This is a genomic window from Allobosea caraganae (assembly GCF_003351345.1).
GTDB classification, from domain to species: domain Bacteria; phylum Pseudomonadota; class Alphaproteobacteria; order Rhizobiales; family Beijerinckiaceae; genus Allobosea; species Allobosea caraganae.
Genome location: NZ_QQTO01000007.1, coordinates 121153 through 141077, shown reverse-complemented (window position 1 = coordinate 141077; position 19925 = coordinate 121153). Strand labels below are relative to the sequence as shown.

Below are 19925 nucleotides of genomic sequence, written 5' to 3'. Positions count from 1 at the left end.
AAGGCGAAGCAGCGACGCTGCTTATCCGCCTATCTACACCTCGATCACCAGCGCATGCACCAGCGGCTTCTTGCCCCACTCCTCGTTGACGGCGCTGCGCAGGCCGCGCTCCAGCGCGTTGCGCAGGGCCTCGGGGTCGCGCCGGCGCGCCTTGGGGATGTTGTCGAGCAGGTCGGAGACCGCGTCGGCGACGAGTTCGTCGAAGGGCGTGCCGTCGCGCGCCATGGCCGGCAGGCCGAGCACCGCGATTTCCGGATCGCCGGCGAGCCCGCCCTTCTCGTCGATCGCCACCGCGACCGAGATCATACCGGCGAAGGAGAGCCTACGGCGCTCGGAAATGGTCTTCTCGTTGGCGTTCACCAGGAGCATGCCGTCCTGGTAGAGCCGGCCATGCGGCACCTGGTCGATCTTGCCGGCACTGTCGGCGCCGATCGCGACGACATCGCCATTGCCGGCGCGCACGACGTGCTTGACGCCGAGGCCGCGGGCGAAGGCGGCGTGCTCGGAGAGGTGCAGGTCCTCGCCATGGGCGGGGATCACGATCTTCGGCTTGAGCCAGCCATAGAGCCTGGCCATCTCCTCGCGCCGCGGGTGGCCGGAGACGTGGACGAGGTGGGTGCGGTCGGTGATGATCTCGATATTGTCGCGGGCCAGCGCGTTGAGGATGTTGCCGACCGACTTCTCGTTGCCGGGAATGGTGCGCGACGAGAAGATCACCCGGTCGCCCGGCGAGAGCGCGATCTCGGGATGGTCGTCGGAGGCGATGCGCGAGAGCGCGGCGCGCGGCTCGCCCTGGCTGCCGGTGAGCAGCGCCACGACCTTGTCGCGCGGCAGGTAGCCATAGGTGTCGGCCGAGCGGAAGGCCGGGATGCCGTCGAGATAGCCGCATTCGCGGGCGACATCGATGACGCGGTCCATCGCGCGGCCGACGACGACGACCTCGCGCTGGGCGGCCATGGCGGCCTCGGCGACGGCGCGCAGGCGCGCCACGTTCGAGGCGAAGGTGGTGACGGCGACGCGGCCCGGCGCAGAACTGATCAGCTCCTTGAGCTTGGCGGCGACATCGGCCTCGCTCGGGCTGATGCCGTCGCGCATGACGTTGGTCGAATCGCAGACCAGCGCCAGCACGCCCTCGTCGCCGAGCTCGCGCAGGCGCTTCTCGTCGGTCGGCAGGCCGACCTGCGGCGTCGGGTCGATCTTCCAGTCGCCGGTATGGACGATGAGCCCGACCGGGGTGCGGATGGCGAGCGCGTTCGATTCAGGGATCGAGTGCGCAACCGGGACGAACTCGATGTCGAACGGGCCGAGCGTGACCCGGCCGCCCTGCGCCACGATGTTCATCGGCACCTTGGGCGCGCCGGGCTCGGAGAGCCGGCGGGTCGCCAGCAGGCCGGCGGCGAACTGGGTGCAGTAGACCGGGGCGCGCAGGCTCGGCCACAGCGCCGCGAGCGCGCCGATATGGTCCTCATGCGCGTGGGTGATGATGATGCCGAGCAGGTTGGCACGCTCTTCGATGATGTAGCGCAGGTCGGGCAGCACGATGTCGACGCCCGGCGCCTCCGGCCCGGCGAAGGACAGGCCGCAATCGACCAGGATCCATTTGCGCCGGCCCTCGGGCCCAAACCCGTAGAGCGCCGCATTCATGCCGATCTCGCCGAGGCCGCCGAGAGGCACGAAGACGAGCTGATCGCTGGAACGGGTCACGGCAATTCCTGACTTGGGTGATGGTGGGCGCTTGGCGCCTGAGGTTGGACGGGAAGGCCTAGCACGCGCGCCGGCTGGTCTCCAGACCGCGGCGAGAACCTCACCACGGAGCGGCGATCAGGCGGGAGCGCCAAAGTAGAGATCGCCGGCATCGACGATGCGCGGACCAGCCGCGGTTTCGAGTTCGAGCCGGCCGGAGGTGTCGAGCCCGGTGAAGCGGCCGGAGAGCGGCCCTTCCGCCAGCCGGAGCGTGATGGTCTCGCCGAGGAAGGCGGCGCGTTCGAGCCAGGCCGCCCGCGTCGGGCCGAAGCCGCCCGGCAGCGACCAGGCGCTGAAGCGCGCAACCCAGGCATCGCTCAGCGCGGCGAGCAGCGTCTCGATGCTGGCGGATGGCGCCGCCTGCTTGAGGAAGCTCGCGGGATAGGGCGTGTCGTCGGGGCGGCTCGCGACATTGACGCCCATGCCGATCGTGACGGCGAAGCGCCCTGCCCGGCTCTCGCCCTCGAGCAGCAGGCCGGCGGTCTTGGCGCGGTCGATCAGCAGGTCGTTCGGCCATTTCAACGCGAGTTGCGGCGCGCTCAGGCCGGTGACCTTGGCGGCGGCGTCATGCAGCGCGAGGCCGGCGACGAAGCCGAGCTGCGGCGCCAGCGCCATCTCGCAGGGCTGGACCAGCAGCAGGCTGGAATAGAGGTTGCCGGGAGGCGAGCCCCAGGAGCGGCCATGGCGGCCGCGCCCGGCGCTCTGGCTGCGCGCGACGACCCAGAGCTGGCCGGGATCGCCCTGGTCGAGGGCGCGGCGGGCCTCCTCCATGGTGGAGGCGACCTCGTCGCGGACGATCAGCCGATAGCCGGCGGCGCGGGCCGCCTCGCCGAGCACGCGCGATCAGCTCAGAACAGCGACTTCGCCGCGGCCGCAGCCGAGTCGAAGAGCGGGGCCGGCACCAGCGAGAGCACCAGCACGAAGATGGTCGAGACCAGAAGCACCGCGCGCACCCCGAGATCGCCCTTCTCGAAGGCCGGCTTGGCATCGTCGAAATAGATGATCTTGACGAGGCGCAGGTAGTAGTAGGCGCCGACCACGCTGGTCACCACGCCGATGACGGCGAGCGTGTAGAGCTTGGCGTCGATCGCCGCGAGGAAGACGTAGAACTTCGCCCAGAAGCCGGCGAGCGGCGGGATGCCGGCGAGCGAGAACATCATCATCGACAGCGCGAAGGCCATCCAGGGATTGGTGCGCGACAGGCCGGCGAGCTCGGAGATCTCCTCGACCGGCTTGCCGTCGCGGCGCATCATCAACACGCAGGCGAAGGCCGCGAGCGTGGTGGCGAGGTAGATCGCCATGTAGGTCATCACGCCCTGGACGCCGGCCGCTGTGCCGGCGGCGAGGCCGACCAGCGCATAGCCCATGTTGGCGATCGAGGAATAGGCGAGCAGGCGCTTGATGTTGCTCTGGCCGATCGCGGCGAAGGCGCCGAGCGCCATCGAGGCGACCGCCATGAAGATGATGATCTGCTGCCAGTCGTGCAGCGCCCCCGGGAAGGCGCCGACGAAGAGGCGCACGATCATCGCCATCGCCGCCATCTTGGGGGCCGAGGCGAAGAAGGCTGCGACCGGGGTCGGGGCGCCCTCGTAGACGTCCGGCGTCCACATGTGAAAGGGCACGGCCGAGATCTTGAAGGCGGTGCCGGCGGCGACGAAGACGATGCCGAAGATCAGGCCGATGCCGACATGCCCGCCATGAACGGCCTGGGCGATTCCCGAATAGGTCACCGTGCCGGTGAAGCCGTAGACCAGCGAGGCGCCATAGAGCAGCATGCCCGAGGAGAGCGCGCCGAGGACGAAGTACTTCAGGCCGGCCTCGGTCGACTTGGCGTTGTCGCGATCGAAAGCGGCGACGACGTAGAGCGCGAGCGACTGCAGCTCGAGGCCGACATAGAGGCCGATCAGGTCGTTGGCCGAGATCATCATCATCATGCCGATGGTGGCGAGGACGACGAGGATCGGGAACTCGAAGCGCATCGTGCCGTCGCGGCGCAGGTAGTCCGACGAGAGCAGGATCGCGGCGGCGGCGCCGATCAGGGTCAGCACCTTCATGAAGCGGCCGAAGCCGTCGGCGATGAAGGCGCCGTTGAAGGTCACGGCCTTGCCCTCGCCCGAAAGCACCAGCACGAGCGCCAGCGCGAAGAGCGCGAGCGCCGCGCCTTCGAGCAGCCGCGTGGCGCTTTCGCCGCGGAACGCGCCGATGAGCACCATGGCGATGGCGCCGATGGCGAGGATGATTTCCGGCAGCGCGGGGCCGAGAGCGGGCAAGGTCATCTCGTGCAGGCCTCTTTCATACGCATGATCTTGTCCAAAAACCGCGATCCACTTTTCGGGATCATGCTCACTGGAGAGCCAGCATCGCCGTTTTCGCGGCGGTGAGTGCGGCCTGATAGTTCTTGATGAGGTGTTCGGTCGGCGCAGCGAAGGCGTCGAGGATCGTGCCCGGCGCGATGCCGTACCAGATCGTCAGGATGACCAGCGGCGCCAGGATGACGATCTCGCGGCGGTTGAGGTCGGTGATGTTCATCAGCTCCGGCTTGACCATCTCGCCGAAGACGACGCGGCGATAGAGCCAGAGCGCGTAGGCGGCCGAGAGGATGACGCCGGAGGTCGCGATGAAGGCGACCCAGGGATTGGCCTTGAAGGCCCCCAGCAGCGTCAGGAACTCGCCGACGAAGCCGGCCGTGCCGGGCAGCCCGACATTGGCCATGGTGAAGACCATGAACACGACCGCATAGAGCGGCATCCGGTTCACCAGCCCGCCATAGGCCGAGATCTCGCGGGTGTGCATCCGGTCATAGACCACGCCGACGCAGAGGAAGAGCGCGCCGGAGACCAGGCCGTGGCTGACCATCTGGAACATCGCGCCCTGGATGCCCTGCGGCGTCAGGGTGAACAGGCCCATGGTGACGAAGCCCATATGGGCGACGGAGGAGTAGGCGATCAGCTTCTTGATGTCCTCCTGCATCAGCGCCACCAGCGAGGTGTAGACGATGGCGATGACGGAGAGCGCGAAGACCAGCGGCGCGAACATCGCCGAGGCTTCCGGGAACATCGGGATCGAGAAGCGGATGAAGCCGTAGCCACCCATCTTCAGCAGGATCGCCGCCAGGATGACGGAGCCGGCGGTCGGCGCCTCGACGTGGGCGTCGGGTAGCCAGGTATGGACCGGCCACATCGGCATCTTCACCGCGAAGGAGGCGAAGAAGGCGAGCCAGAGCCAGGGCTGCATGCCCGACGGGAAGTGATGGTTCAGCAGCGTCGGGATGTCGGTCGTGCCGGCATTCCAGTACATCGCCATCAGCGCCAGCAGCATCAAGACCGAGCCGAGCAGCGTGTAGAGGAAGAACTTGTAGGAGGCGTAGACGCGGCGCTTGCCGCCCCAGATGCCGATGATCAGGAACATCGGGATCAGGCCGGCCTCGAAGAACAGGTAGAACAGCACGAGGTCGAGCGCCACGAAGACGCCGATCATCAGCGTCTCGAGGATCAGGAACGCGACCATGTACTCGCGCACGCGCTTCTCGACCGAGGTCCAGGAGGCGAGGATGCAGAACGGCATCAGGAAGGCCGTCAGCACGACGAAGGGGAAGGAGAAGCCGTCGACGCCGAGCTTGAACTTGATCGCGTCGGAGACCCAGCCATGGGTCTCGACGAGCTGGAAGCCGGGGTTGGCGGGATCGAACTGGTACCAGGCGACGCAGGCCAGGACGAAGGTCGCGACCGTCGCCGCCAGCGCCGCATAGCGCGCGTTGGAGTTGACCGCCGCCTCGTCGCCGCGCTGCACCAGGATGAAGGCAGCGCCGACGAGCGGCAGGACCAGAAGGCCGGTGAGGATGCCGAAGCCGAAATTCATCATCTCACCCGCGCGCCAGGAGATACCAGGTCACAAGGCCCGCAACGCCGATCAGCATGGCGAAGGCATAGTGATAAACGAAGCCGGTCTGCAGCCGCACGACGCGGTTGGTGACGTCGACCACGCGGGCCGAGATGCCGTCCGGCCCCATGCCGTCGATGACGAAGCCGTCGCCCTTCTTCCAGAGGAACTTGCCGAGCCACATCGCCGGCTTCACGAACAGGAAGTCGTAGATCTCGTCGAAGTACCACTTGTTGAGCAGGAACTGGTACAGAGCCGGGTTCGCCGCCGCGAGCTTGCCGGGCACGTCCGGCCGCAGCACGTACATGTAGAGCGCGACGAGGAAGCCGAGCACCATCGCGACGAAGGGCGACCAGACCACCCAGCCCGGCACTTCGTGCATGGCGTGCAGGATGTGGTTGTCCTTGCCGGTGAAGAGCGCCGCCTTCCAGAAATGCTCGTAGTCGTGGCCGATGAAGGCCTCCTTGAAGACGAAGCCGGCCGCGACCGCGCCAAGCGCCAGCACGGCGAGCGGGATCATCATCACCCACGGGCTTTCATGCGGCGTGTGATCATGGCCGTGGCCGTGATCGTCATGACCATGCGCGGCGTGGTCGTCGTGGCCATGCGCGTCGTGCCCATGGGCATCATGACCTTGACCTGCCCAGCGCGGCTGGCCCTCGAAGGTCATGAAGTAGAGCCGCCAAGAATAGAACGAGGTGAAGCAGGCCGCGACGACCAGCAGCACATAGGCGTATGAGCTCGCGAAGCCCCCATGCGCGACAGAGGCATAGGCGCTCTCGATGATCGCGTCCTTGGAGAAGTAGCCGGCGAAGAAGGGGAAGCCGGTCAGCGCAAGGTTGCCGATCGTCATGGCGGCCGCGGTGAGCGGGATGTACTTCCTCAGACCACCCATCTTCCGCATGTCCTGCTCATGGTGCATCGCGTGGATGACCGAGCCGGCTCCGAGGAAGAGCAGCGCCTTGAAGAAGGCGTGGGTGAAGAGGTGGAAGATGCCGGCCGAGTAGGCGCCGACCCCCATCGCCACGAACATGTAGCCGAGCTGCGAGCAGGTCGAATAGGCGATGACCCGCTTGATGTCGTTCTGGACGAGGCCGACCGTGGCGGCGAAGAACGCGGTGGTGGCGCCGATGACCACGACGACGGTGAGCGCGACCGGGGCGTATTCGAAGATCGGCGACAGGCGCGCCACCATGAAGACGCCGGCGGTGACCATGGTCGCGGCATGGATCAGCGCCGAGACCGGGGTCGGGCCCTCCATCGCATCCGGCAGCCAGGTGTGCAGCAGGAACTGCGCCGACTTGCCCATGGCGCCCATGAAGAGGAGCAGGCAGGTCAGGGTCAGCGCGTTCCACTCGTAGCCGACGAAGCGGAAGGTCTGGGTGACGAGTTCACCCGCCTTCGGGAAGATGCCGTCGAAGGCGACCGTGCCGAACAGCACGAAGACCAGGAAGATGCCGAGCGCGAAGCCGAAATCGCCGACGCGGTTGACGATGAAGGCCTTCATCGCCGCGGCGTTGGCCGAGGGCTTCTGGTACCAGAAGCCGATCAGCAGGTAGGAGGCGAGGCCGACGCCCTCCCAGCCGAAGAACATCTGGACGAGGTTGTCGGCCGTCACCAGCATCAGCATGGCGAAGGTGAAGAGCGACAGGTAGGCGAAGAAGCGCGGCCGGTGCGGATCCTCGCTCATGTAGCCGATCGAGTAGAGGTGCACGAGCGACGAGACTGTGTTGACCACGACCAGCATGACCACGGTCAGCGTGTCGATGCGGAAGGCCCAGTCGACGCGCAGGTCGGCCGAGGCGAGCCAGGTCGCGATCTGGATGCGGGTCGTGCCCGAGCCGAAGCCGACCTGGAAGAAGGCGACCCAGGAGAGCGCGGCCGAGACCATCAGCAGCGAGGTCGTGACGATCTCGGAGCCGCGCGGCCCGATCAGGCGGCCGAGCAGGCCGGCGATCAGGAAGCCGATGAGGGGGAGGAAGACGATCAGGTGATACATGGCAGGTCGCGGGGCCTCGAGGGCGCTCAGCCTTTCATCATGTTGATGTCTTCCACCGCGATCGTGCCGCGGTTGCGGAAGTAGACGACGAGAATGGCGAGGCCGATCGCGGCTTCCGCCGCCGCCACCGTCAGCACCAGCAGGGCGAAGACCTGGCCGACGATGTCGTTCAGGAAGCTGGAGAAGGCGACGAAGTTGATGTTGACCGAGAGCAGGATGAGCTCGACCGACATCAGGATGACGATGACGTTCTTGCGGTTGATGAAGATGCCGAGCACGCCGAGCGTGAACAGGATCGCGCCGACCGCGAGGTAGTGTCCAAGGCCGATCATCAGACGGTCTCCTCCGGCACGCCGGCATGCGATTGCACCTGGCGCACCTCCATGGCGGTGGCCTTGGTGCGGGCATTCTGCTGCGGGATGCTCTGGCGCTTGACGCCGGGACGCTCGCGCAGGGTCAGCACGATGGCGCCGATCATGGCGACGAGCAGCACGAGGCCGGCGGCCTGGAAGTAGTAGATGTACTGGGTGTAGAGCACCCGGCCGAGCGCCTCGGTGTTGCTGATGTTGGCGGGGATCGCCGCGACCGGCGCGCGCACGATCTGCGGGTCGATGACCCAGGAGCCGACGACGAGCAGCAGCTCGACCGCGAAGATCAGGCCGATCAGCGCGCCGACCGGCAGGTATTGCAGGAAGCCCTGGCGGAACTCGGCGAAGTCGACGTCGAGCATCATCACCACGAACAGGAAGAGCACCGCGACCGCGCCGACATAGACCACGACCAGCAGCATCGCGAGGAACTCGGCCCCGAGCAGCAGGAAGAGGCCCGCCGCGTTGACGAAGGCGAGGATCAGGAACAGCACCGAATGAACGGGGTTGCGCGAGGACACCACCATGAACGCCGAGGCGATGGTGATGCCAGAGAACAAATAGAAGAAAGCCGCTGCGGCGTTCATCTCGGCCAGCCCTTCCGCCCTTGCGGGCGGCCCTCGTTTCTAGTCACGCGCCGGTTTCGGACCCGGCGCAGTTTGGAGCGTCTATAGTCAGGCCCGCGGAGCGCGACAACCGCGCGACGGGACACAGGTCTTCAGCGATACGGCGCATCCATCGCGATGTTGCGCGCGATCTCGCGTTCCCAGCGCGCGCCGTTCGCGAGCAGCTTGTCCTTGTCGTAGAACAGCTCCTCGCGGGTCTCGGTCGCGAACTCGAAATTCGGGCCCTCGACGATGGCGTCGACCGGGCAGGCCTCCTGGCAGAAGCCGCAATAGATGCACTTCGTCATGTCGATGTCGTAGCGCGTGGTGCGCCGCGTGCCGTCGTTGCGGCGCGGGCCGGCCTCGATGGTGATGGCCTGGGCCGGGCAGATCGCCTCGCAGAGCTTGCAGGCGATGCAGCGCTCTTCGCCGTTCGGGTAGCGGCGCAGCGCGTGCTCGCCACGGAAGCGCGGCGAGAGCTGCCCCTTCTCGAAGGGGTAGTTCAGCGTCGCTTTCGGCTTGAAGAAATAGCGCATCGACAGGAAGAACGCCGAAACGAACTCCTGGAGCAGCAATCCCTTGGCGGCTTGCGCGAGTGACATCGCCCACGATCCTCTTCAATACCTCAGCCGAACAGGGTTCGGCCGACCCAATAGCCCAACACGGGCAACCCGAACAACAAGAGCACCAGCATGATCGCCTGAAGGATCCGGATGCGGCGCTTGTAGTCGCTATCCTCTGCCGGCGTCTTCGAGCGGTTCGTCCGGCGCAGACCGCCGACAACCACCGCCACGATCATCTGATACTGGATCCAGCCGAAGACGAAGCCGAGCAGGGCTCCGACCAAGCCTGGAACCGACTCTACCACTAATGCACCGGCGCCCAGCCGGTAAGCTGCAACACTGCCGCGACCACGACCACGGAGACCAGCGAAAGCGGCAGGAAGACCTTCCAGCCCAGCCGCATCAGCTGGTCGTAGCGGTAGCGCGGCACGAAGGCCTTCACCATCGCGAACATGAAGAAGACCATGCAGATCTTGAGCGCGAACCAGAACACGCCCGGCAGCCAGGTGAAGGGCGCGATCGGGAACGGCGGCAGCCAGCCGCCGAGGAACAGGATCGTGGTCAGCGAGCACATGGTCATGATCGCCACGTACTCGCCGAGCATGTAGAGCAGGTACGGCGTCGACGAGTACTCGACCATGAAGCCGGCGACGAGTTCGGATTCCGCTTCCGGCAGATCGAAGGGCGGGCGGTTCGTCTCGGCCAGGGCCGAGATGAAAAAGACCACGAACATCGGGAAGAGCGGCAGCCAGTACCAGCGCAGCATGCCCCAGCTGGTGTTCTGCGCCTCGACGATGGCCGAGAGGTTCAGCGAGCCGACGCAGAGCAGCACGGTGATGATGACGAAGCCGATCGAGACCTCGTAGGAGACCATCTGCGCCGCCGAGCGCAGGGCGCCGAGGAACGGATATTTCGAGTTCGAGGCCCAGCCGCCCATGATGACGCCGTAGACGCCGAGCGACGAGATCGCGAAGATGTAGAGGATGCCGACATTGATGTCGGCGATCGCCCAGCCTTCCGCCACCGGGATGACGGCCCAAGCCGCCAGCGCCAGCACGCAGGAGACCAGCGGCGCCAGCAAGAAGACGCCCTTGTTGGCGCTGGCCGGGATGATCGGCTCCTTGAAGACGAATTTCAGCAGGTCGGCGAAGCTCTGGAACAGGCCGAAGGGCCCGACCACGTTGGGGCCGCGCCGGAGCTGCACCGCCGCCCAGATCTTGCGATCGGCCAGCAGGATGTAGGCGATGAAGACCAGCAGGCAGATCAGCAACAGCAGGCTCTTGCCGAGAATGATCGCGAGGTCGAGGACGATATCCCAGTTCATCGTGCCTTACTCCGCCGCCTGCCGCATCCGGCCGGAGGCCAGCGCCGAACATTCGGCCATCACGGCCGAGGCGCGTGCGATCGGGTTGGTCTGATAGAAATCGGTGACAGGCGAGACGAAGCCGGCCTTGTCGGTCTTGCCGCCCAGGCCCGCGAGCGCGCCGAGCACAGAGGCATCAGCCACCGCCACCGTGTCGAGCGCGGCGAAATGCGGATGGGCCGCATAGAGCGCCTGGCGCAGCGCGCTGAGCGAGTCGAAGGGCAGCGTCTTGTCGAGCGCGGCCGAGAGCGCCCGCAGGATCGCCCAGTCCTCGCGGGCATCGCCCGGCGGGAAGGTGGCGCGGTCGGCCATCTGCACCCTGCCCTCGGTATTGGCGTAGGTACCCGACTTCTCGGTATAGGCCGAGCCCGGCAGGATGACGTCGGCGCGATGCGCGCCCTTGTCGCCATGGGTGCCCTGGTAGATCACGAAGGCGCCCTCCGGCACCTCGACCTCGTCGGCGCCCAGCAGGTAGAGCACGTCGAGCGCGCCGGGCTGGAGCATGCCGGCGACGTCCAGGCCATTGTCACCCGGCACGAAGCCGAGATCGAGCGCGCCGACGCGGGCGGCGGCGGTATGGAGCACGCCAAAACCGTTCCAGCCGTCCTTGACGGCGCCGAGCACCTGCGCCGCCTTGGCGGCGAGCGAGAGCACCGCCTCGCCATCAGTGCGGGCGAGAGCGCCCTGCCCGACCAGCACCATTGGCCTGTCGCCGGCGGCGGAGGCGTTCTTGACCAGATCGGCCAGCGTCTCCGGACCGGCGCCGAGATAGTCATGGGCGTAGGTCAGGTCGACCTGCTCACCGATGACCGAGATTTTGAAGTCGCCGCGCAGCCAGCGCTTGCGGATGCGGGCGTTGAGGATCGGAGCCTCGCGGCGCGGGTTGGCGCCGATGATCAGCAGCGAGGTCGCGTCGTCGAGGCCGGCGATGCCGGCGTTGAGGATGTAGCTGGCGCGGCCATGCTTCGGGTGCAGCTTGGCGCCGTCCTGGCGCGCGTCGAGACTGGCGCTGCCGAGCGACGAAATCAGCGCCTTGAGCGCGAACATCTCCTCGACCGCGGCGAGATCGCCGGCGATCGCACCGATGCGCTCAGGGCTAGCCGCCTTAACCTTGGCGGCGATCAGAGCGAAGGCCTCGCTCCAGCTCGCGGGCTTTAGCGTGCCGTTCTCGCGGATATAGGGCCGGTCGAGCCGCTGGGTGCGCAGGCCGTCGACGACATGGCGGGTCTTGTCGGAGATCCACTCCTCGTTCACCGCCTCGTTGATGCGCGGCAGGATGCGCATCACCTCGCGGCCGCGGGAATCGACGCGGATCGCCGAACCGACCGCGTCCATCACGTCGATGGATTCGGTCTTGGTCAGCTCCCAGGGCCGGGCCTTGTTCTGGTAGGGTTTTGAGGTCAGCGCGCCGACCGGGCAGAGATCGACGATGTTGCCCTGGAGCTCGGAGGTCATCGCCTGCTCGAGATAGGTCGTGATCTCCATGTCCTCGCCGCGGCCGATGGCGCCGAGATCGGTGCCTCCAGCAACTTCGGTGGTGAAGCGGACGCAGCGCGTGCACTGGATGCAGCGCGTCATCGAGGTCTTGACCAGCGGGCCGATATACTTGTCCTCGACCGCGCGCTTGTTCTCGGCGTAGCGGGAATTGTCCACGCCATAGGCCATGGCCTGGTCCTGCAGGTCGCATTCGCCGCCCTGGTCGCAGATCGGGCAGTCGAGCGGATGGTTGATGAGCAGGAACTCCATCACCCCTTCGCGCGCCTTCTTGACCATCGGCGACTTGGTCGAGACGACCGGCGGCTCGCCGTTGGGGCCGGGGCGCAGGTCGCGCACGCCGATGGCGCAGGAGGCCTGCGGCTTCGGCGGGCCGCCCTTCACCTCGACCAGGCACATGCGGCAATTGCCGGCGATCGAGAGGCGCTCATGGAAGCAGAAGCGTGGCACCTCGGCGCCCGCGGCCTCGCAGGCCTGGAGCACGGTGTAGTCGGCGGGTACGTCGACCTCGATGCCGTCGATGAGGAGTTTGGTCATGATCTCACTCCGCCGCCATCAGCCGCACCGGCTCTGAATGCGGGTTGGCGGCATAATCGTCGATGCGCTGCTCAATCTCGTGACGGAAATGCGCGATCAGGCCCTGGATCGGCCAGGCGGCGGCGTCGCCGAGCGCGCAGATCGTGTGGCCCTCGATCTGCTTGGTGACGTCGAGCAGCATGTCGATCTCGCGCTTCTGCGCCCTACCCTCGGCCATGCGGCTGACGACGCGCCACATCCAGCCGGTGCCCTCGCGGCAGGGCGTGCACTGGCCGCAGCTCTCGTGCTTGTAGAAATAGCTCAGGCGGGCGATGGCGCGGATGACGTCGGTCGACTTGTCCATCACGATCACCGCCGCCGTGCCGAGGCCGGAGCGCAGCTTCGAGAGCGAGTCGAAATCCATCGGCGTGTCGATGATCTGCTCGGCCGGGACCATGCGCACCGAGGAGCCGCCGGGGATGACCGCCTTGAGATTGTCCCAGCCGCCGCGGATGCCGCCGCAATGGCGGTCGATCAGCTCGCGGAAGGTCAGGCCCATCGCCTCTTCGACGTTGCAGGGCGTGTTCACGTGGCCGGAGACGCAGAACAGCTTGGTGCCGACATTGTTGGGCGTGCCGAGCGAGGAGAACCAGCTCGCCCCGCGGCGCAGGATGGTCGGCGCCACCGCGATCGACTCGACGTTGTTGACCGTGGTCGGGCAGCCGTAGAGGCCGACATTGGCCGGGAATGGCGGCTTCAGCCGCGGCATGCCCTTCTTGCCCTCGAGGCTCTCGAGCAGCGCCGTCTCCTCGCCGCAGATATAGGCGCCGGCGCCGTGATGCACATAGAGATCAAAGGGATAGCCGTGCTTGTTGTTCTTGCCGATGAGGTTCGCCTCATAGGCCTCGTCGACGGCGCGCTGCAGCGCCTCGCGCTCGGCGATGTACTCGCCGCGGATGTAGATATAGGCCGCATGGGCGCCCATGGCGAAGGAGGCGATCAGGCAGCCCTCGACCAGCGTATGCGGGTCGTTGCGCATGATCTCGCGATCCTTGCAGGTGCCCGGCTCCGACTCGTCGGCGTTGACGACGAGGTAGTGCGGGCGCCCGTCGCTCTGCTTGGGCATGAAGGACCATTTCAGCCCGGTCGGGAAGCCGGCGCCGCCGCGCCCGCGCAGGCCCGACTTCTTCATCTCGTCGATGATCCAGTCGCGGCCCTGCTCGAGCAGGAATTTTGTGCCGTCCCAGGCGCCACGCGCCATGGCGCCCTTCAGCGACAGGTCATGCCGGCCGTAGAGATTGGTGAAGATGCGGTCGCGATCGGCGAGCATGTCTCTATCTCACTCTTCCGACTTGGGTTTGGCGGCCCGCTTGGGGGGCGCGGCCTTGGCCGGCGTGTCCTTGATGGCGTCGCTTGCGGCGGACGGCGTGTCCTGCGCACGGCTCGACGGCTGCTGGGCGTCGGATGGCTGTGGGCGGGCGGGCGTCGCGGCCTCGGGAGCCGGCGCTGCCTTGACGTCGGTCGGGCCGGCCTTCTGCGCCGCAGCGGCGGCCTCGGCTTCAGCCTTCGCAGCCGCTTCGGCCGCAGCCTTGGCGGCGGCGGCTTCGGCAGCGGCCTTGCGCTGCTCGGTGATGCGGGCCTGCCAATCGCCGGCGCCGATCACCGTGCCGTCATAAAGGGCTGGATCCTTCAGCGTCTCGCCGCCACCGAGCGGCTCCGAGCCGGAGCGCTCGACCTGCGGGCCGGGCTTGGTCGGCCGGCCATGGCGCAGGTCGTCGAGCAGCGCGCGGAAATTCTCCGGCGTCAGGTCCTCGTAATAGTCGAAATTGACCTGCGCCATCGGGGCGTTGCAGCAGGCGCCGAGGCACTCGACCTCGAGCCACGAAAGCTTGCCATCGGCCGTCACCGTCGATTGCGGGCCGATGACATCCTCGCAGACCTTCTTCAGCGCCTCGGCGCCGCGCAGCGCGCAGGGCGTGGTGCCGCAGAGCTGGATGAAGTGCTCGCCGACCGGCTGCAGGTTGAACATGGTGTAGAAGGTCGCGATCTCCATGACGCGCATCGGCGCCATGGCGAGCTTCCGGGCGATGGTCTCGATCGCGGCGCGCGGCACCCAGCCGTCATGCTGCTCCTGCGCCTTCCACAGGAGCGGGATCACGGCCGAGGCCTGGCGGCCTTCGGGATATTTGGCGATCTGCTGATCGGCCCAGTTCTCGTTCGCCGCGGTGAAGGCGAAGGAGGTAGGCTGGACCTGATCGGGCGCGAGACGACGGACGGACATTAGCGGTCCACCTCACCAAAGACGATGTCGAGAGAGCCGAGGATGGCGGAGACGTCCGCCAGCATGTGCTTGCGGCACATGAAGTCCATGGCCTGGAGATGGGCGAAGCCCGGGGCCTTGATCTTGCAGCGATAGGGCCGGTTGGTGCCGTCGGAGACGAGATAGACGCCGAACTCGCCCTTGGGCGCCTCGACCGCGGCATAGACCTCGCCGGCCGGGACCTTGTAGCCCTCGGTATAGAGCTTGAAGTGGTGGATCAGCGCTTCCATCGAGCGCTTCATCTCGCTGCGCTTGGGCGGCACCATCTTGCCGTCGAGCGAGGAGATCGGCCCGCCGCCATCCGCGCCCAGCAACTTCTCGCAGCACTGCTTCATGATGCGCACGGATTGGCGCATCTCCTCCATGCGGATGCAGTAGCGGTCGTAGCAATCGCCGTTCTTGCCGATCGGGATGTCGAACTCGAGCTCTTCGTAGCACTCGTAGGGCTGGCTCTTGCGCAAGTCCCAGGCGGCGCCGGAGCCGCGCACCATCACGCCGGAAAAGCCCCATTTCCAGCAGGTCTCGAGATCGACCACGCCGATATCGACGTTGCGCTGCTTGAAGATGCGGTTGTCGGTGAGCAGGGTCTCGAGGTCGTCGCAGACCTTGAGGAACGGGTCGCACCATTCGGCGATGTCGTGGATCAGCGAGGTCGGCAGGTCCTGGTGGACGCCGCCCGGCCGAACATAAGCTGCGTGCATGCGCGCGCCGCAAGCCCGCTCGTAGAAGATCATCAGCTTCTCGCGCTCCTCGAAGCCCCAGAGCGGCGGCGTCAGCGCGCCGACGTCCATCGCCTGCGTGGTGACGTTGAGGATGTGCGAGAGGATACGGCCGATCTCGGAATAGAGCACGCGGATGAGCTGGCCGCGGCGCGGCACGCTCACGCCCATCAGCTTCTCGACCGCGAGCGCGAAGGCGTGCTCCTGGTTCATCGGCGCGACGTAGTCGAGCCGGTCGAAATAGGGCACGGCCTGCAGATAGGTCTTGGCCTCGATCAGCTTCTCGGTGCCGCGGTGCAGCAGGCCGATATGCGGATCGACGCGCTCGACGATCTCGCCGTCAAGTTCGAGCACAAGGCGCAGCACGCCGTGAGCCGCGGGATGCTGCGGCCCGAAATTGATCGAGAAATTTCGGATGTTGTGCTCGGTCATGACAAGTCAGAACCTCTGGCCGTCGTGCTGGTAGGCGATGCGGCCGTCATATTCGACGGCGTTGAAGCCCTGCGCGCGGATGCAGCTCCAGAACGGCTGCGACCAGGGGCCGCTCTGCGCCAGCCGCGAGCGGCATTCCTCGACGACGCCATCGGGCGCCTGCTTCAGGACGTTCACCTCGGCCAGGGCCGAATGAGCCCAAACAGACGAAGCCGCGATCGCAACAGCGACAAAGACCGAACGGTAAAACATAGCCGCGCTCCTCATGGCGTTTTCGCCTTTTCATCGCCGGGAAGCACGTAGTCCGTGCCTTCCCAGGGGGACAGGAAGTCGAAGTTGCGGAATTCCTGGTTGAGCTTCACCGGCTCGTAGACCACCCGCTTCTGCTCGTCGTCGTAGCGGACCTCGACGAAGCCGGTCAGCGGGAAGTCCTTGCGCAGCGGGTAACCCTCGAAGCCGTAATCGGTGAGGATGCGGCGCAGGTCGGGATGGCCCGAGAACAGGATGCCGTAGAAATCATAGGCCTCCCGCTCGAACCAGTTCGCCGCCGGATAGACCTCGATCGCCGAGGGAACCGGCGTCTTCTCGTCGGTCTGGATCTTGACGCGCACACGCCGGTTATGGCGCGGCGAGAGCAGGTGGTAGACGACGTCGAAGCGCTTCTCGCGCTCGGGATAGTCGGCACCGGCAAGGTCCGTGAAATTCACGAAGCGGAAGCGCGGGTCGTCATAGAGCGTCTTCAGCACCTGGACGATCTGCGAAGCCTCGGCCTCGATCGTCAGTTCGCCGAAGACGACGACAGCATTGGTGACGGCGCCGGGCAGCGCCGCCTTGATGTCTTCGCCGAGTGTCACGAGCGCTTCGCTCATCGCATCATCCTTCGAGCATCACGTGGTGATGCGTCACCTTCGCGTCGTAGTTCAACAGCACGGCGGCAGCTGCCGGCTCGACCACTGCTGTCTCAAGATCGGGCGCAGCGAAAGCTGCGACCGCATCCATCGAATCCCAGCGCGTCAGGACGGTGACGACCACCTCGCCACCATCGGGCCGATTGAGCAGCGAGACGCCGGCAAACCCGGGCAGCGCCCGAAGCTGCGGCAGCACCGAGCCTTCGAGATGCTCGCGATAGGCGAGCGCCCCGTTCTGCGTGGCGCGCGCGCACCACTGCCGGACCACCATGGCACTGCTCGCCGTCACCGCTCGATCGTCCCCGTGCGCCGAATCTTCTTCTGCAGCAGCAGCACGCCGTAGAGCAGCGCTTCCGCCGTCGGCGGGCAGCCCGGCACGTAGATGTCGATCGGCACGATGCGGTCGCAGCCACGCACGACCGAATAGCTGTAGTGGTAGTAGCCGCCGCCATTGGCGCAGGAGCCCATCGAGATGACGTAGCGCGGCTCCGGCATCTGGTCGTAGACCTTGCGCAGGGCCGGAGCCATCTTGTTGGTCAGCGTGCCAGCCACGATCATCACGTCCGACTGGCGCGGTGAGGCGCGCGGGGCAAAGCCGAAGCGCTCGACATCGTAGCGCGGCATCGAGAGCTGCATCATCTCGACGGCGCAGCAGGCCAGGCCGAAGGTCATCCACATCAGCGAGCCGGTGCGCGACCAGTTGATCAGGTCGTCGGTGGCGGTAACCAGGAAGCCCTTGTCGGCCAGCTCGTTGTTGATCTCGACGAAGAAGGGGTCGCGCGCGCCGACGGGCTTGCCGTCCGGGCCGAGCAGGCCCTTGGGCGCGGGGGCGACGAGCGGGTCGCCGCGGTCGATCGCTGTGACTGCCATGATCTAAACCCTTGTGAACCCGTTACCGCCTGCCGTCCAACGCCGATCAACCAGCGGCTAGTCCCATTCCAGGGCGCCCTTGCGCCACTCGTAGACGAAGCCGACGGTCAGCACGCCCAGGAAGATCATCATCGACCAGAAGCCATACCAGCCGAGGCCGCCGAACGCGACGGCCCACGGGAACAGGAAGGCGACCTCGAGGTCGAAGATGATGAACAGGATGGCGACGAGATAGAAGCGCACGTCGAATTTCATGCGGGCATCGTCGAAGGCGTTGAAGCCGCACTCATAGGCCGAGAGCTTCTCGGCATCCGGCTTCGAATAGGCCACCGCGAAGGGCGCGATCAGCAGGGCCAGGCCGATGACGAGCGAGACGCCGATGAAGATGGCGAGCGGCAGGTAGTCGTTCAGCAAGGACGGCACCGGAAGAGCTTGCATGGACTACCTCGCTTCGCGCTGCGCCCAGCATGACGCACGCATGGCAGTCGATTAGCCCCTGCTTTAGAATCCTGCAAGGGTTCGCCGCGCCGCACAATCGCCCAAGGGGGATGAATGTGGCGCATTACGGTCGGTAAAGCCGCCGGGGAAAGCGGCGGATCACCCATCGGCAGCGCGGATTTCGGTGGTTTAGCCGCAATTTGACTGGTTGGCGAACGCGCGGCACGACAGGATGAACGCGAATCGGCTTCTCCTGCGCCATGGGACCGTCATATGCCTCGATACCCTCGTAATCTGGCGGTCCTGGCGGCGCTGGCGGCGCCCCTGCTCGGCGCTGGCAGTGCCGCCCGGGCCCAGAGCATCGACCTGACCCGCGCGACCTGCGCCGATTTCTCCGGGATGAACGGCAACGACCAGGCACAGCTTTCGCTCTGGCTCGCCGGCTATTTCGCCGGTGGCGGGCAAAAGCCCTTGCTCGATCTTGATAAGATCATCGCGGCCCCGGCCGCATTGCAGGCCTTGTGCGGAAAGTCGCCGCAGCTCTCGCTCCTCAGCGCCGAGACGCGCGCCGTCTTCGCCCCGGCACCCTGACCATGCCGACGCCGACCTTCGCGGGCGCAGCCAAGACAGCACGTCCGGCCTCTTCCCTGCTCCCGCTGATCGCATTCACCGCCATGCTCGCGGCGAGCCACGCGCAAGCGCAAGGGCAGATGATGCGGGCGCCGCTACCCCCCGAGCGGCCCTTCGACCTCGACCTCCCGGCGAAGCCGACATTGCCGGCGCTGATCGTGCCGCCGCCAGCTGCTCCGCCCCCCACGGTCGCTGTCCAGCCCCCCATACCGACGGTGACGGCGCCGGCCTCGGTCGAGGCGCCGCCGGTGCTGGTCCCGACCGCGCCGGTGCAGACGAATCCGGCCGGGCCCGATTCTCCCGCCGTCACCGAACCGGACGAAGACGAAGGGCCGGAATGGCCGCAGCTCACGCCCGGCCAGAAGGCAGGTGCCGAGCCCGAGTTCGATCCGAACGAGAAGCCGGACAAGCCGGGAATCAGCACCGACCCCGGCACCTCGACAGCCTGCCTGCCGCAAGTGCTCAAGGCGATCCTCGGCAAGATCGTCGATAAGTACGGGGCAGTGAAGGTGACCTCGACCTGGCGGCCGCCCTGGCGGGCGCGGCGCGGCTCCTATCACAAGCGCTGCGAGGCGATGGATTTTCGCGTGCCGGGCGTGCGCCCGCGCGTGGTGCTCGACTATGCGCGCGGCCTGCCGGAGGTCGGCGGCCACAAGGTCTACTGGAACGGGCTGATCCATATCGACACCGGGCCGCGCCGGCCCTGGTGAGGGCTGGCCATCGGCGTGCAAATCGCCCAGCGCAAAATCGTACGCCGGGTCGGCTGCTTTGGATATGTCGATGGAAGAGAAAGGAAAAATGGCGCGGGCGACGGGGCTCGAACCCGCGACCTCCGGCGTGACAGGCCGGCACTCTAACCAACTGAGCTACGCCCGCGCGGGCGGCTGACGACCTCGGTCGCCAGCGGGGTTGGGATTATGGCCCCCGGCCCGAAGTGTCAAGCACCTCACGCCGGCAAATTGAACCATCCACGCAAACCGAACCAATCGACCCGGCAAAGCCGGCGAAACGCAATTTCGTTCTGAATGGAACTTTAACGCAGCGGGTCAGGCGGCAAGCCCATCCCCGAATCGAGAGC

Annotated in this window: 21 protein-coding genes and 1 tRNA gene; 2 read left to right on the top strand and 20 right to left on the bottom strand. The window is 66.6% G+C overall.

Annotated elements, in window-relative coordinates; genetic code table 11:
- Nucleotides 1-33: 33 nt before the first annotated feature.
- The 19 genes from DWF00_RS03380 to DWF00_RS03290 all read right to left on the bottom strand — a co-directional run bounded on the left by DWF00_RS03380 (nucleotide 34) and on the right by DWF00_RS03290 (nucleotide 18217).
- Nucleotides 34-1704 carry a ribonuclease J gene (locus DWF00_RS03380; RefSeq protein ID WP_114830000.1) on the bottom strand — a complete coding sequence of 557 codons (1671 nt, stop codon included), beginning with the start codon at nucleotides 1702-1704 and terminating at the stop codon, nucleotides 34-36.
- A gap of 117 nt (nucleotides 1705-1821) precedes the next feature.
- Complete coding sequence (locus DWF00_RS03375) at nucleotides 1822-2580, bottom strand: biotin--[acetyl-CoA-carboxylase] ligase (protein WP_114829999.1); 759 nt, start codon at nucleotides 2578-2580, stop codon at nucleotides 1822-1824.
- A gap of 11 nt (nucleotides 2581-2591) precedes the next feature.
- The gene (nuoN, locus tag DWF00_RS03370; protein ID WP_114829998.1) at nucleotides 2592-4019 is read right to left on the bottom strand and encodes an NADH-quinone oxidoreductase subunit NuoN; all 1428 of its coding nucleotides are present in this window, start codon (nucleotides 4017-4019) and stop codon (nucleotides 2592-2594) included.
- 67 nt (nucleotides 4020-4086) lie between these two features.
- Nucleotides 4087-5601, bottom strand: coding sequence for an NADH-quinone oxidoreductase subunit M (locus tag DWF00_RS03365; RefSeq protein ID WP_114829997.1), 1515 nt, complete (start codon nucleotides 5599-5601; stop codon nucleotides 4087-4089).
- A gap of 4 nt (nucleotides 5602-5605) precedes the next feature.
- On the bottom strand, nucleotides 5606-7621 hold the full coding sequence (gene nuoL, locus DWF00_RS03360; RefSeq protein WP_114829996.1) for an NADH-quinone oxidoreductase subunit L: 2016 nt from the start codon (nucleotides 7619-7621) through the stop codon (nucleotides 5606-5608).
- Nucleotides 7622-7647: 26 nt separating this feature from the next.
- Nucleotides 7648-7956, bottom strand: coding sequence for an NADH-quinone oxidoreductase subunit NuoK (nuoK, locus tag DWF00_RS03355; RefSeq protein ID WP_066620004.1), 309 nt, complete (start codon nucleotides 7954-7956; stop codon nucleotides 7648-7650).
- On the bottom strand, nucleotides 7953-8576 hold the full coding sequence (locus DWF00_RS03350) for an NADH-quinone oxidoreductase subunit J (RefSeq protein ID WP_114829995.1): 624 nt from the start codon (nucleotides 8574-8576) through the stop codon (nucleotides 7953-7955). Before DWF00_RS03350 ends, nuoK begins: the two co-directional genes overlap by 4 nt.
- A 131-nt stretch (nucleotides 8577-8707) precedes the next feature.
- On the bottom strand, nucleotides 8708-9196 hold the full coding sequence (gene nuoI, locus DWF00_RS03345) for an NADH-quinone oxidoreductase subunit NuoI (protein WP_114829994.1): 489 nt from the start codon (nucleotides 9194-9196) through the stop codon (nucleotides 8708-8710).
- A gap of 23 nt (nucleotides 9197-9219) precedes the next feature.
- A complete protein-coding gene (locus tag DWF00_RS03340) occupies nucleotides 9220-9441 on the bottom strand; it encodes a hypothetical protein (RefSeq protein WP_114829993.1) in 222 nt (73 codons plus the stop codon).
- A 20-nt stretch (nucleotides 9442-9461) separates the two neighbouring features.
- Nucleotides 9462-10481, bottom strand: a complete 1020-nt coding sequence (gene nuoH, locus DWF00_RS03335; protein WP_114829992.1) for an NADH-quinone oxidoreductase subunit NuoH — start codon at nucleotides 10479-10481, stop codon at nucleotides 9462-9464.
- Nucleotides 10482-10487: 6 nt separating this feature from the next.
- On the bottom strand, nucleotides 10488-12551 hold the full coding sequence (gene nuoG / locus DWF00_RS03330) for an NADH-quinone oxidoreductase subunit NuoG (protein WP_114829991.1): 2064 nt from the start codon (nucleotides 12549-12551) through the stop codon (nucleotides 10488-10490).
- Between the two features lie 4 nt (nucleotides 12552-12555).
- The gene (nuoF, locus tag DWF00_RS03325; RefSeq protein ID WP_114829990.1) at nucleotides 12556-13860 is read right to left on the bottom strand and encodes an NADH-quinone oxidoreductase subunit NuoF; all 1305 of its coding nucleotides are present in this window, start codon (nucleotides 13858-13860) and stop codon (nucleotides 12556-12558) included.
- Between the two features lie 9 nt (nucleotides 13861-13869).
- On the bottom strand, nucleotides 13870-14811 hold the full coding sequence (gene nuoE / locus DWF00_RS03320; protein ID WP_114829989.1) for an NADH-quinone oxidoreductase subunit NuoE: 942 nt from the start codon (nucleotides 14809-14811) through the stop codon (nucleotides 13870-13872).
- Nucleotides 14811-16001, bottom strand: a complete 1191-nt coding sequence (locus DWF00_RS03315; RefSeq protein ID WP_114829988.1) for an NADH-quinone oxidoreductase subunit D — start codon at nucleotides 15999-16001, stop codon at nucleotides 14811-14813. The genes nuoE and DWF00_RS03315 overlap by 1 nt, the downstream gene beginning before the upstream one ends.
- Nucleotides 16002-16007: 6 nt before the next feature.
- Nucleotides 16008-16253: a hypothetical protein gene (locus tag DWF00_RS03310; protein ID WP_114829987.1), complete on the bottom strand. Its 246-nt coding sequence runs from the start codon at nucleotides 16251-16253 to the stop codon at nucleotides 16008-16010.
- Nucleotides 16254-16264: 11 nt separating this feature from the next.
- The gene (locus DWF00_RS03305; protein ID WP_114829986.1) at nucleotides 16265-16870 is read right to left on the bottom strand and encodes an NADH-quinone oxidoreductase subunit C; all 606 of its coding nucleotides are present in this window, start codon (nucleotides 16868-16870) and stop codon (nucleotides 16265-16267) included.
- A 4-nt stretch (nucleotides 16871-16874) separates the two neighbouring features.
- Nucleotides 16875-17198: a hypothetical protein gene (locus DWF00_RS03300; RefSeq protein ID WP_210207900.1), complete on the bottom strand. Its 324-nt coding sequence runs from the start codon at nucleotides 17196-17198 to the stop codon at nucleotides 16875-16877.
- A complete protein-coding gene (locus tag DWF00_RS03295; protein WP_114829984.1) occupies nucleotides 17195-17779 on the bottom strand; it encodes a NuoB/complex I 20 kDa subunit family protein in 585 nt (194 codons plus the stop codon). Before DWF00_RS03295 ends, DWF00_RS03300 begins: the two co-directional genes overlap by 4 nt.
- 57 nt (nucleotides 17780-17836) lie before the next feature.
- On the bottom strand, nucleotides 17837-18217 hold the full coding sequence (locus tag DWF00_RS03290; RefSeq protein ID WP_425453047.1) for an NADH-quinone oxidoreductase subunit A: 381 nt from the start codon (nucleotides 18215-18217) through the stop codon (nucleotides 17837-17839).
- Between the two features lie 273 nt (nucleotides 18218-18490).
- Here DWF00_RS03290 and DWF00_RS03285 point away from each other — a divergent pair, with 273 nt between their 5' ends.
- Nucleotides 18491-18808: an HdeA/HdeB family chaperone gene (locus DWF00_RS03285; RefSeq protein WP_114829983.1), complete on the top strand. Its 318-nt coding sequence runs from the start codon at nucleotides 18491-18493 to the stop codon at nucleotides 18806-18808.
- A 2-nt stretch (nucleotides 18809-18810) separates the two neighbouring features.
- Complete coding sequence (locus DWF00_RS03280; protein WP_114829982.1) at nucleotides 18811-19557, top strand: DUF882 domain-containing protein; 747 nt, start codon at nucleotides 18811-18813, stop codon at nucleotides 19555-19557.
- 89 nt (nucleotides 19558-19646) lie between these two features.
- Here the strand turns inward: DWF00_RS03280 and DWF00_RS03275 are convergent.
- Nucleotides 19647-19723 (bottom strand) — tRNA-Asp (locus tag DWF00_RS03275).
- Nucleotides 19724-19925: the final 202 nt, after the last annotated feature.

What these genes read in the sequence shown, in the direction of transcription:
- nuoN (WP_114829998.1), bottom strand. Translation starts at nt 4,019, where the DNA reads ATGACCTTGCCCGCTCTCGGCCCCGCGCTGCCGGAAATCATCCTCGCC.
- DWF00_RS03290 (WP_425453047.1), bottom strand. Translation starts at nt 18,217, where the DNA reads ATGCAAGCTCTTCCGGTGCCGTCCTTGCTGAACGACTACCTGCCGCTC.
- DWF00_RS03365 (WP_114829997.1), bottom strand. Translation starts at nt 5,601, where the DNA reads ATGAATTTCGGCTTCGGCATCCTCACCGGCCTTCTGGTCCTGCCGCTC.
- nuoE (WP_114829989.1), bottom strand. Translation starts at nt 14,811, where the DNA reads ATGTCCGTCCGTCGTCTCGCGCCCGATCAGGTCCAGCCTACCTCCTTC.
- nuoF (WP_114829990.1), bottom strand. Translation starts at nt 13,860, where the DNA reads ATGCTCGCCGATCGCGACCGCATCTTCACCAATCTCTACGGCCGGCAT.
- nuoI (WP_114829994.1), bottom strand. Translation starts at nt 9,196, where the DNA reads ATGTCACTCGCGCAAGCCGCCAAGGGATTGCTGCTCCAGGAGTTCGTT.
- DWF00_RS03280 (WP_114829982.1), top strand. Translation starts at nt 18,811, where the DNA reads ATGCCGACGCCGACCTTCGCGGGCGCAGCCAAGACAGCACGTCCGGCC.
- DWF00_RS03350 (WP_114829995.1), bottom strand. Translation starts at nt 8,576, where the DNA reads ATGAACGCCGCAGCGGCTTTCTTCTATTTGTTCTCTGGCATCACCATC.
- DWF00_RS03315 (WP_114829988.1), bottom strand. Translation starts at nt 16,001, where the DNA reads ATGACCGAGCACAACATCCGAAATTTCTCGATCAATTTCGGGCCGCAG.
- nuoH (WP_114829992.1), bottom strand. Translation starts at nt 10,481, where the DNA reads ATGAACTGGGATATCGTCCTCGACCTCGCGATCATTCTCGGCAAGAGC.
- nuoG (WP_114829991.1), bottom strand. Translation starts at nt 12,551, where the DNA reads ATGACCAAACTCCTCATCGACGGCATCGAGGTCGACGTACCCGCCGAC.
- DWF00_RS03285 (WP_114829983.1), top strand. Translation starts at nt 18,491, where the DNA reads ATGCCTCGATACCCTCGTAATCTGGCGGTCCTGGCGGCGCTGGCGGCG.
- nuoL (WP_114829996.1), bottom strand. Translation starts at nt 7,621, where the DNA reads ATGTATCACCTGATCGTCTTCCTCCCCCTCATCGGCTTCCTGATCGCC.
- DWF00_RS03310 (WP_114829987.1), bottom strand. Translation starts at nt 16,253, where the DNA reads ATGTTTTACCGTTCGGTCTTTGTCGCTGTTGCGATCGCGGCTTCGTCT.
- DWF00_RS03295 (WP_114829984.1), bottom strand. Translation starts at nt 17,779, where the DNA reads ATGGCAGTCACAGCGATCGACCGCGGCGACCCGCTCGTCGCCCCCGCG.
- DWF00_RS03305 (WP_114829986.1), bottom strand. Translation starts at nt 16,870, where the DNA reads ATGAGCGAAGCGCTCGTGACACTCGGCGAAGACATCAAGGCGGCGCTG.